A 12782-nucleotide genomic window follows, 5' to 3' on the forward strand; every position below is an offset into this window, starting at 1 on the left:
TTGAGAATAAAATTTTTAAATGTTCTTAAAAAAAATCAACTCTTCACTATCTTTTAATTTAAATTTGGAAACTTCTCTTTTTAACATTTCTGCTTGTGCTGACAACTCTTCACTTGCAGCTGCGCTTTCTTCAGCTGTAGCAGAATTGCTTTGAATTACACTGGTAATCTGATTAAGTGCTAGGTTGATTTTTTCAATTCCTGATTTTTGTTCATTTGAAGCCTCAGAAATATCTTTTATTAATGTTGCCACCTTTGTAACGTCTTGGACAATCTTTATTAATGATTCTGATGATTTATTTGCTAGTTTTGACCCTAGATTAACCTTTTGTATTGAATCATTTATCATTAATTCAGTTTCTTTTGCAGCATTAGCACTTCTAGCCGCAAGACTTCTTACTTCTTCTGCAACTACAGCAAAGCCTTTCCCTTGTTGACCTGCTCTGGCCGCTTCAACAGCAGCATTTAAAGCTAAAATATTAGTTTGAAATGCAATTTCCTCTATAACTTTTATTACTTTTGATATATTAATAGATGATTCATTTATAACATTCATTGCTGATACCATATCATTCATCTGTTCATTACCTGAAATAGCATCATTCTTTGCTATATCCGCAAGGTGACTTGCTTCATTTGCATTTAATGTGTTTTGACTGGTTTGCTTTGATACCTGTGTTATACTTGAAGTTATTTCTTCTATTGAGCTTGCTTGCTCTGTAGCCCCTTGTGCAAGTGCCTGTGCTGAATCAGCAACTTGTCCAGAACCTGCAGCAACTTGTTCAGAAGATGCATTTATATTAGTCATAGATAGATTTAAATTATCAATCATTCTATTTAATTCATTAGCTAGTTTTCCTGACTGATCATTTGATTTAACATAACTAGTTATAGATAAATCACCTTCTCCGATTTTTTCCATATCATTTTTGATTACATCAAGATTGGAAACTATTCTTTTAACAATAATAAATACCACAACTAAAGCTAAAACAAAAAATATTACACCACTAACTATTGTTGTATAAAGAGCATCATAAGAATCTGCTTTGCTTTCCGAATAATCCATAGTACCAATTATTTTCCATCCATTACTTTCCATAGTACTAAACACTGCATATTTTTTTACACCATCTAAAGCATAAGTGGTATCCCCTTGCGTATTTTCTACTAAGGAGTCTTTTAATTCTTGTACATCTAATTCTTTACCTATGTATTCATTATTATTATGGGCTAAAACAATATTTTTACTATCTACAATGAAAAAATATCCTGTTTCTCCTAATGAAATTTCAGACACATAAGAGCCTAATTCATCTAATGAAATATTTATCCCATATACACCTATAAGTTCATTATCAATAGTCAACGGAGCCGCTATTGACATAGTTAATTCTCCTGTAGTTTCGTCAATATAAGGTTCTGTCCATGTGAGTTCATTTTTCTCAACTGCTTGAGTATACCAAATTTGTGAAGTAGGATCATAATCTGAAGGCAATTCATTTTCACTTGAAATAACCATTTTTTTATCCTCAGTAGCTAAATATACTGCTTGAACGTTAGAGGTATTTTCTCGTATCGTATCAAAAAAACCTGTCATAGCAATTAATTTTTCTTCAGTAAGATCACCATTTAAGTCAGGATTATGACCAATCATATCTAATGTTTGTTCGGTACCCTCAGTAAAATTTTTTAGCCAGTCCTCAAAGGTCCTAATCAATTGGAAACTTTGGTCTTGAATAGATTTTTCAACTATTTTACTAGTTTTATAGTAGTTTATTCCTCCAACAACTGAAATAGTTGATACCATTAAGAATGTAATTACTAACATTAATTTTAGTTGAATAGATGCATTATTCATTCTAAAACTTTTCTTCTTCAATATGTTTTTCATATTTCCTACATCACCTTTCGTATTTTAATATATTTAATTATGTTTTTTTCTTGTGTTGTAATTTTTATTAATTCTTTTTATTATAAATTAGTTATGAGAGGACTATGTGAACAAATTCTTTTCTCCTATACGAAATTTTGTAGAAATTATACCCTATATTCGCTACAGCCTACACATTTAAGAATGTCTTCACTCTGAATTAATAGAAGAGACTTTAGGTTGTCTTCCATACAAACTTATTCTATACGGAAGATGCCACCAAACAATTCTTACAGACTCTATTATCACTGATGAAAAAAGCTTATTTAATTAACTATTCTAAGTATTATCATATTACATTATTCTTAAATGAACCTTAAATTCCAACCAATATTAATCTTTTTGAATATACTAAAAGGACTCATCAATTTTGATGAGTCCTTTTCTTAATATTTTTCAAATTCATTGTCACTTAAATTAATTACCGTTCTAGCATTAGAATTTCTTATCTCCTTTGAATTATCAAGTATTTTCAAAGGTTTCTCCCCTAAGTATTCTATACCTTTATTAAATATGAGTTCCTCCTCTGAGGAAACTGATTTTCTATTTTTTAATTTAAAAGTTCTTACTTCATCCTTTAATAATTGCGCTTGGCTAGATAATTCTTCACTAGCGGCAGCTGTTTCTTCCGATGTGGCTGAGGTATTTTGTACAACTCCTGCTATTTGAGTGATTCCCTCATTCACTTGCTGAACTCCAATTGATTGTTCATTAGATGCTAATGAAATATCCCCCACCAAGTTAGCGGCTTTGGTAACACCCTCAACAATTTTCTTTAAAGCTTCCGCTGTTTTATTAGCGATTTCAGTTCCACCTTTTACATGTTTAATAGAGTCTTCAATCATAATAGTAGTTTCCTTTGCAGCATTGGCAGAACGTGCTGCTAAATTTCTTACCTCTTCGGCAACTACTGCAAAACCCTTACCATGTTGTCCAGCTCTTGCTGCTTCAACCGCTGCATTTAAAGCCAATATATTTGTTTGGAAAGCAATTTCATCAATTACTTTAATAATTTTAGAAATATTATTTGAAGAATTATTAATTTCACTCATAGCAGATAACATTTCTTGCATTTGAGCATTACCTTGAGATGCATATACTTTAGCTCCTTCTGCAATATCTTTAGCTTCATGAGCATTGGTTGCATTTTGTTTAGTTTGTGTAGAGATTTCTTCAACTGTAGCTGTTAATTCTTCTATTGAACTTGCTTGTTCTGTAGCTCCCTGAGAAAGAGATGTACTAGAATCAGATACTTGTCCAGCTCCCGCCGCTACCTGTTCAGAAGATGAATTAATATTACTCATGACCCTGTTCAAGTTATCCGTCATATTATTGAACGCTTTAGCCATCTCACCTATTTCATCCCTGCTATGAACATCTAATTCTACATCAAGGTCTCCATCGGCAATTTTGTTTGCTGCTGCTAACATACCTTTAATTGGCTTACCTATTTTATGTGCTAAGTACAAACCCAACACAATAGCTAAAGCAAATCCTATCACAATAATCAACACCATAAAAATGAAAGATTCTCTATAGTTTTTATTAATATTTTGAACTAATGTTTCTGCCTGTAAGTTGTTCTCTTCAATGAGATTTTGTAGATCTTTTTCCACTGCTTCTCTTGCAACCACAAAATCTTGTAAAATTTTCTGAGCTTCAGTTTCATTTCCATTTTTAAGATACTTTTCAAAATCTTTACGAATCGTTATGTAAGGTTTTAAATCTTTATTAAACTGGTCTAATAGTACTACTTCTTCTCCTACTAAAAATGAATTTTCATACTTTTCTAGTAGTACTTTATTTTCATTATCCAATTCAATATTTTGTTTCTCCCTTTGATTAAAATCATTCATATCTTTGTTATAAAGCATATATATATTATTTGATCGTATTCTTAACAAATTTAGATTTACGGTTGATAAATCTCTAATTGGTATTAATTTATCTCTATAAATCTCTAAAGCGTATTTATTACTTTTGCTCATATTGAATAAGCCAATTGAACCCACTACACCTGACAACAATGCAACAATTATGAATCCAATCACTAACTTAGTTCCAATTTTAAAACTGTTAAAACCAAAATATTTTGTTTTTACAATCCTCTTCATAGTACTTCCCCCTATTAATATTCACAATTTAGATTTTTCTTATGTTTAATAAATTTTTAACCCTCTCAAGCTAAAGTACTCCTCATTGGTTTTGAGAATGCTTTTAAATTATTTAACATATAAAACTTATACTTATTTTTTAATTTCAATTTGAATTCAATTTAATTTCAATTTAAATCCAATCTAGATTTTATCATAATTATAAAATAAATTCTACATTTCATGTAATAAAAATAAAAAAAATAGTAATTTATAGCAATATTTTAATCTTTTATATAATTGTAGTCATTGTTTAATTAAATTTTATATATATATATATGTAATTCTTGCCATATTATTAGTGAACTCCACCACAAAAATGTTTACTCATTTTCTATTAATTTTATTATTGGACTTCTTTTCGCTAAAGCTCCTGCTTCTAAAATAATCATTACATGAATTTATTGATATTTTTAAAATCCAGTTTTAACTTATGCTTTTCTTTGTAGCTGTTTATATACTTCATCATCTTAACAAAAATTTCCTAGGTCAAAATATAGTTCTCATGATAATCCCCTATATTTCTATACACATATGAAAAGATATATTTATACTACCTATTAACAAGAACCTCTATAGCTGTATGACTTCCGGAAAGTATCTCTTCAATTAATTCTTCATCCGTTGTCATAATAGCATCGTCCTACCCTAATAAAGTACCAATAAAAATAACTAAAAATACATCAAAAAATGTATAAAGCTAAAATTGACTATTAATAAAAAAAGCCAGGCACTCCTAATCATTTCAGACTAGAAATTCCTGGCTTCAAATTCATTTTTAAACTTCCCTAGTTATTTCTGACTACACTCTTCTTTTTCAATAAAACTAAAATTCCAATAATAATCAGCATTGTAATCGGTAACGCTAAAGCCTCACTCGCGTAACCTGCTACCAAGTAACCTATTGCAGAAGCTCCTCCAACTATTGCTGCGTAAGGCAGCTGTGTTTTAACATGCTGAATGTGATCGCAACATGCACTAGTTGAAGACTGAATTGTAGTATCTGATATAGGTGAACAGTTATCACCAAAAAGACCTCCGCTTACAACTGCACCTATAATAAGAGGTAGCGATATTCCCATATTAATAGCTAATGGAATTGCTATTGGTAGTCCTATAGCCCAGACTCCCCATGAACTTCCTGTAGCAAAGGAAATAATAATACCAAGGATAAACATAATAAAAGGAAGGGATGCAGATGAAATATTTCCTTGTAGTAATCCCGCTATATATGAACCTATTTCCATATTCTTTGTTAATGAACTAATACTCCATGCCATAATAAGTATAATAAGCACCTGTACCATAGTAGCTGCTCCTTTAGTCCACTGTTCAAATATATCTTCAGTATTAATTAAATTAGATTTTATACCAACTATACCAGCTACTACTGAACCTATTAAAAAGCTGAAAATTATTGAAATTTGAATGTCACAGTTACTAAAGCTTCCCAAAACTCCATTTTCTAAAACATTACCTGTATAGAATATAGTAGTTAACATTGTAATTATTAATGCTAAAACAGGTGCCAGAAAATTTATCATAGACAGGTTATGGTTCTCTGGAATACTATTTTCCGGTGGCTCAGCTATTAGATTATCATTTTCACCATATGTCATTCCAGTCTCTTTAGCCCTTTTTTCAGCCTCATACATAGGGCCTATGTCAAGACCAAACAAAATAACAATTAATACAGTAAATATAGTGCAAACAGCATAAAGATTAAACTGAAACATTCCAAAATATAATTTATAAGCGCTCTGTGAAAGCCCAAGTGCCGAAATCTCAGCAGCAATAAGTCCAATAAGATATACTCCATTATCATTAATAGGTGACATGGATACTAGAGGTGCGCCCATAGAATCTGTAATATACGCAAGCTTTACTCGTGAAACTTTCATTCTATCTGTAACAGGTCTCATAATAATTCCTACTAGCAGACATCCTTGGTCAAACAATACCAAAAAAGGTGCAACCCAAGTCATAAGCTGTGCCTTCCTTCTTGAATTTGCATGTTTTTGAGCCCATCTTCCAAAAGCTTCAGCTCCTCCGCATGCATTTATCATATACATAAATCCACCTATAAGCGAAATAAGGACCAACATTCCTGCATTCCAGCTATCAGCCATTTGAGGAATAATATAGTCTGAAAAGGTGCTAAGTAAACCATCTAAAAGATTCCAATCCATAATTATACTGGCTCCAGCCCATACACCAACAAACATGGATATAAGTGTGTTTCTTGTAATAAATGCTAAAATTATTGTTATTGCAGGAGGAATTAAGGATAGTGCACCATAATCTGTAAAGTTTGTACCTCTAGTTTCACCAAAGCTAAGAAAGCAAAACAAACAGATTATTGCTATAACCAATGCAACTATTTTACTTGTTTTTTTCATAAACGTTTCTCTCCTTCCAATTCTATGAATAAGCCTTTATTGCTAAATGCTAATAAAGACTTATTCCTTTTTGTTATATAATATCAAATAATATTCCTTTTAAATATCTATTTTTTTGGTGTCCTCTCAGCATTATTAAGCTATTCCGACAAGAACCCCAAAGTAATATGCTATGGGAATAGCAATCACTGTTTTAACAATGAAGATTATGGCTAAATCTTTAAACTTAATGTTCATACTTGATTTCATTAGAATAACGCCACCTTCACTCATACAAAACACTTGTGTAATCGCTACTACACAAATTACAAATTTGGTTAATTGAGAGCTTACTGATGCAGATCCCAAAAATGGTAATATTAAATCAGCAAATCCTGTAAAGAACGATGGTGCGGCGGCGGCTGCTTCCGGTAACCCCATTGCAGTTAATATCGGAGCAAAAGGAATAGCCATAACATCAAAAACGGGAGTATTTTCAGAAATAACCAAAACAGTTACTGCCACAACAGTAATCATAGGGAATACTTCCACCATCAAAGTAAAAGTTTCTTTAAGCCCTTCTTTAATCATTGCTCCAAAGCTTGGTGCTTGGTCAGCTTTTTTCAATGCTGAATCAATGATTTTTTGCCATCTGCTGCTATTATCATTTTCTTTAACTTGTGGAGCTTGATCATTGTAGTAACTTGTTGATTTTTTCGAAATAGGTGGAATTCTAACTAAAATAAATGTTGAAATGATAGCTATAAGTATTAATGCTATTGTTAACTGTGGAAAATAAGCAACATCAAGTCCCCCAATTCCAGTACTGTATACAAATGTAACTGGAAAAGAAATAATTGCAAATCCAAATATGATAGTACTACATTCTTTAGTGGTTAGACGCCCAGCTTTATGAGTTTTATCTGTTACTATCATACATGATGTACCTGAGCCAAACCAACCAATGAGAGCCATTAAAGATCCAGGCCCAGACAATTTAAATAATGGTTTAAAAATTGGTTCTATTACCCCACCTAACAGTTCCATTCCACCATAATCCAATAAAAGTGAAATAAACATAAGTGCAAATGCAAATAGAATAATCAAGGCCGGCATCAAATATGATGCGATAAAACCACCTGTATATTCACTCCATATCATTTCAGGTCCCACTTGAAAAAATCCAAGAAATAGAAGTATGGAACCGGCAATTCTCCAAACCAAAGACTTTACATCCACTTCAAAAAGCTTTTTAAAATATTCACTATGAATTTTATTCTTTCCGATAGTACTAAAAAACAACGAAGCCACTGCTAGTAAAATCATAAAAATTACTGCAATCATCGTATAATGTTTTATATGATCCATGATAAGGTTTTCAATGAATGCGATACACATTGTTGTTTCCCCATTTACCTTGAAAGGAATCATATAGTAAAAAACTCCAATAGCTGTAAAAATAATCAGTTTCATGATATTTTGCTTTGTTCGATAACCGTTTTCCATAATGTACCTCCTCTTTAACTACTATGTTATATTAATATTTTACCTTCTAGGTATCACTCACAAAATACACATAAGTAGTATATAGTTCTACTACTAAAGTATACTTATTTGAATTTTTGCCCATCCGTGATTATAACTATTTATAACACAACGCAGGAACCTCTAAAAAGCCCCTCCGTTGTTTATCAAAAGTATTATCTGTTCTTATATTCTTCTACATACTTCAGCATTGACTCATAAGTTTGGATTGCACCTTCCTGCATATATTCCATCGCTTTAATAGATGCATCATGGGCTTCTTTGCTCCCTCCATATACACAATCTTCAGGTACTCTACAGTAGTAATCATTTTGATGTGCATCAACGAATGTATAGTGAATACATACATCTGTATTAGAACCGACTAAAATCAAAGTTTCTATCTTATGCGCTCTTAAAAGTAATTCAATATCCGTTTTAAAGAATGCAGAGTATCTTCTTTTTACAACAATATAATCTTTATCTGTCATACCAATCTCATTAAACGGTGGATTGATTCCGTCACTTCCTTCAAGACAGTGTGCCCCTTCTACTCCATCTAGTTCTCTTCCAAAATCAGTTCCTGTTTTTCTATGTCTTTCCTGTACCACGATTACCGGCATTCCTGCTTCTCTTGCCTTTTTAACCAGGGCAGAGGCTTTTTCCATTCTCTCAGTACTTCCAGGCATAATTGGAATACTACTGTTGCAAGACTCCTCTCCAATACATCCTTCAAACATATCGATAACTACCATTGCCGTATTTCCTACAATTACAGGTTTTCTTGATCTTTTAATTTCCATTTTTCTTCCCCTTTTTTTTGAATTTATGACTTTCATTTTTTACTGAAGCATCAACGTCTGTTTCAGTAACTTTATACTTTCTTTTTGATGTGATTTACTTAACACCCCTAAAGATGCCATAATATAATGATTATCTATCAAAATTTTTGCAGTATTTTTTGGAAGCAATTTTAAACCATTGTTTATCTCTATAATACTTTTTAGTATCTCAACTCTTTTAGGAAGTTTTGTCAAGGCACCTCCTGTTCCCACAATATATTTTACTGCAGTTAAATCCTTGCCTTGAGCCATTCTTTTCTTTCCTGATGTAGAAAATAGATCTATAAGTGTGCCTGTATGCCTTTCAATAGCTATTTTGCAAGCAACTGTTGCCAGTTCTTCAACAAACCGTTTCTCAAGGTCGGTTTTAGGAATAGGCTTTTGATTTTTAATTAATTCTTCAAGTTTCTCAATGAAAATATCCATTTTCTGTGCAAGCTCTTTTTTAGTTGTAAGTTCAATTAAATTTTGTGCATTTACATATACCCCCAGATCACCTTCAACTGTTCTCTTTGCAATAGGTTCTGGAGAAATCATTATCCTTGAAATTTCTTCATTCCCTTCAGTAACAGAATGAATGTCTGTTGTAGCACCTCCAACATCAATAGAAACTATATCTCCCAGTATTTCATATAATACCTTTGTCGCCTCCATAACTCCTGCTGGAGTTGGAATGATATTTCCATTAACCATTTCTCTGACTTTTCCCATACCAGGGGCATTGGTAATATGTTCTTCAAATACATCTTGGATCACTTTTCTCGTAGGTTCCACATTCAACTGGTCAATTTTAGGATATACATTTTCAACTATATACAGTTTACAATTACTTTGCTGGAAAATAAGTTTAATCTCGTCTTGATTTTGTATATTGCCCGCGTAAATGATAGGAATGTTCAAATGTAGTCCTGCTATCAGCTCTGCATTGTAAATGGCAGTATCTCTCTCTCCATAATCCACTCCACCTGCCAGCAACATTATATTGGGCTTGATTTCCTTGATTTTTTCAAGATCCGTTCTCCTTAATCTACCGGCGGTTACCAAGTGTATATTGGCTCCTGCCCCTAAAGCCGCCTCTTTGGCCGCACGGACGGTCATGTCGTATACAAGCCCATGAACCGTCATTTTCAAACCACCAGCAGCGCTACTTGTTGCAATAAAGTCATTGTACTCAATATACTCAACACCTAAGTTGCTCTGCAAATCTAATATTGCATTTGTTAGACCTATATTGACATCGCCTTCTTCCACTGTTGTAGGAGACTGTCCAAATCCTAGAAAACGGGCATCTTCATGAATCATAAACCCATTGACAACAGTTGTTGTGCTTCCAATTTCCGCCACAAGGATATCAATTTTCATAAAACCCTCCTATGAAAAAACAATTATTTTCTATGGGTAACCAAAAATGTTGCTACATGTTTACCCTTTGAGCCTCTTCCAAACCCTGCATCTACTCCTGTTTTCACCGCTAATTCATTTATTACCTGAGTACCTCCACAAACTATATTGATTTTATCTCTTATCCCTTTTTCAACACATAAATCATGGATCTTTTTCATATTCTTATAATGAATGTCATCGTGACTGATAATGGTAGATGCAAGAATTGCCTCCGCATTGGTTTCTATTGCAGCATCAACTAGTTTTTCAACCGGACAAGATGTTCCAAGATATTCAACCTCAATACCCCATTTTTCGATACCCCCATGCTTAATGTCAATTACTTCTCTTAGTCCTACAGAATGTTCATCTTCACCCACTGTAGCCGCCACAACTTTTAAAGGTTTCTTATCTATTGCTTCCCACAATTCATTATCAGACAGCATAACAGGTTCTTCTGGAATTTCCAGTTTGCTAATATCCACTGAAAAATCAATTTTACCTTTCACTTGAACTCTTGTGCCTTCCGAAGGGTGCAATGCTTCTACATGAATGACTTCTGGATTTAACATATTCATATTCTTGGCAATCTCTATGCTAGCAAACTGTGCTGTTCTTTTATCTGTGGGCAAACAAAGTTCCAAGACAACTGTTCCGTCAGCCAACCATTCAACCTCTGGTTTTATTAAATTAGTGTTTCTGTATGCTTCTGCTTCTTCCATTCGTACATTGACGTTATCTTGCTTGTCCAGTTCATCAATAAAAATAATTTTTTCCGGTTTTTCGAATGTACAACCGTCAATCAGTTTTGATGGATCATTTACAGTATTCTTATCATATTGAGCAACATTGTTATATCCATAGTGAGCAGTAACTGGTGCCATATAGTCATCATCACGCTTGAACACTGTTCCCGCACCAATACCATCATCTATTTTTCTGCCAATACCATCACCGTTTCTCTCAGGATATTTAGCTGAGTCTACAAAGAATCCTTTTTCAACTGCTTCAAAGTATCCACCGACTTCAAGTAATTCTTCCAGATATAAAACCGCTCTTTCTTTAATCTCTCTGACTTCCTTTGGAAGATAACCTTCTTCACTAAGATTGACCATATCAAGTAATCCATCAAGTGCAACAAGGGTCTGCTTTGCAGTATCACACGCTTCTATATTGTACATATGCCAAGGAACATTTCTGCCCTCATCTGGTGTTATTGTAGATTGAATGTCAGCTCGTGTCAATTTGGAAATCATCATATTCAACACATGTGTAACAGTGGCTTCTCTGGATGATGATGTTATATATTTTGTGTTTTGTTGCGCTCTCATTTTATATTCTTTAAAGAAATCTCTTAAAGCAACGGCATAAGGCAAATCATACTTGGTACACGGAACCGGTGCTGCTGAAGGAGGCACTGTAGAAAGACAAATATTCTCTTTCTTCATACCAACTTTATGCGAGAACAAGCTGTTGATGCCATGTTGTACCATCAACTCCGGCATTACTTTCCAGGCTTCTCTTGCTGTAGCATTTGCATTGTGAGCACCGTCAATCTGCGCTATATCAGCCCAAGTCATTACACATTTACTTTCAGCGGCATCAACAAAACTTCTTACCATATTGATATTTCTATATAGTACATTATATTGAGGGTCCTGATGAGCTCCATTCACTCCTTCTTCTGCAAACATAACTGCAATTTCTGGTCCTGCCACACCGGAAATATATGAGTGATAGTTTATAGGTCTTCCAACTTCTTCTTCAATGAAATCCAGTGCTTTTCTGTGGCATCTCACCTGTTTTCTAGAAACAGGAATGCCTCCAATACCCTGTGGTGTACCTTCTATCAAACAATCATAATGTGATTGGCCAGCTGTACGAATAACCATAATATGGTCAGCACCATGCCATGCACACATTCTCATCCTTCTAATGTCATCTTCAAATCTTCCGGATGCTATTTCAGTTGTTATACTTTCTGCCGGTTGTGGGTCAAGGTTGTCAAAATATTGAACAGCGCTTGGGATACCAATACTGTTTTTCAAAGGTTCTGCACAATCTGAATAGGTATGTCCATCCATTTGAAGGTCAGCAACTTTTTCCCTCCATGTCCACCCACGTCTTTTAGGTCTGTAATTCTCAATATCATCTAGAATATCTCTTATATCAAGTCTTTCATTTGATTTATAGTTCTTCATGATAACCTCCTATTGGAATTTTAAGTTGTCCCAAAGCTTGCCATCAAGCATTTCAAGCCCTGCTTCTCTAACAGAAATTCCATTTTCTTTCGCTGCCTTGTAAACCAAGTGACCAACACCTTTTGATATTACTTCTCTGTCTATAGCCATTTCAACAAGCGGTTTTGCCTCAATACTACTAAATCCCATACGTAAAAGCACACTTCTTTCAACGCTAGGTGAGGTATGTGTTCTTGCTAGTTCAAGAAGTGGTTTAACCGCTTCTTCAGTAAGCTCCCAAAACCTATTATTTAATTCTTCATCAGACAAATTTTCAAGGTGTTTTCTTCTAGTTTCAAAATCATCTTCTCTTTTCAAATAACCTTTCAT

The 12782-nt window shown here is 33.5% G+C and carries 8 protein-coding genes; all 8 read right to left on the reverse strand.

The genetic code is table 11. The annotated features are described in order from the left end of the window. Nucleotides 1–15: 15 nt before the first annotated feature. Entirely contained in the window at nt 16–1893 is a 1878-nt protein-coding gene (locus tag BUB83_RS21870; protein ID WP_073337740.1) for a methyl-accepting chemotaxis protein, read from the reverse strand. A gap of 425 nt (nt 1894–2318) precedes the next feature. After that, nucleotides 2319–4046, reverse strand: coding sequence for a methyl-accepting chemotaxis protein (locus tag BUB83_RS07060; protein ID WP_073337741.1), 1728 nt, complete (start codon nt 4044–4046; stop codon nt 2319–2321). 827 nt (nt 4047–4873) lie between these two features. After that, nucleotides 4874–6484, reverse strand: a complete 1611-nt coding sequence (locus tag BUB83_RS07065; protein WP_084133446.1) for a Na+/H+ antiporter NhaC family protein — start codon at nt 6482–6484, stop codon at nt 4874–4876. 135 nt (nt 6485–6619) lie between these two features. Next, entirely contained in the window at nt 6620–7969 is a 1350-nt protein-coding gene (locus BUB83_RS07070) for a YjiH family protein (RefSeq protein WP_073337742.1), read from the reverse strand. A 194-nt stretch (nt 7970–8163) separates the two neighbouring features. Next, nucleotides 8164–8742, reverse strand: coding sequence for a cysteine hydrolase family protein (locus BUB83_RS07075; RefSeq protein ID WP_200801446.1), 579 nt, complete (start codon nt 8740–8742; stop codon nt 8164–8166). Between the two features lie 87 nt (nt 8743–8829). Then, nucleotides 8830–10191, reverse strand: coding sequence for a GlmL-related ornithine degradation protein (locus tag BUB83_RS07080; RefSeq protein ID WP_073337744.1), 1362 nt, complete (start codon nt 10189–10191; stop codon nt 8830–8832). Between the two features lie 23 nt (nt 10192–10214). Next, nucleotides 10215–12413 (reverse strand): D-ornithine 4,5-aminomutase subunit OraE, encoded by a 2199-nt coding sequence (gene oraE, locus BUB83_RS07085; RefSeq protein ID WP_073337745.1) that lies wholly within the window; start codon nt 12411–12413, stop codon nt 10215–10217. Between the two features lie 9 nt (nt 12414–12422). After that, entirely contained in the window at nt 12423–12782 is a 360-nt protein-coding gene (locus BUB83_RS07090) for an ornithine aminomutase subunit alpha (protein ID WP_073337746.1), read from the reverse strand.

This window comes from Clostridium grantii DSM 8605, assembly GCF_900129965.1.
In the GTDB taxonomy this organism is placed as follows: domain Bacteria; phylum Bacillota; class Clostridia; order Clostridiales; family Clostridiaceae; genus Clostridium_AF; species Clostridium_AF grantii.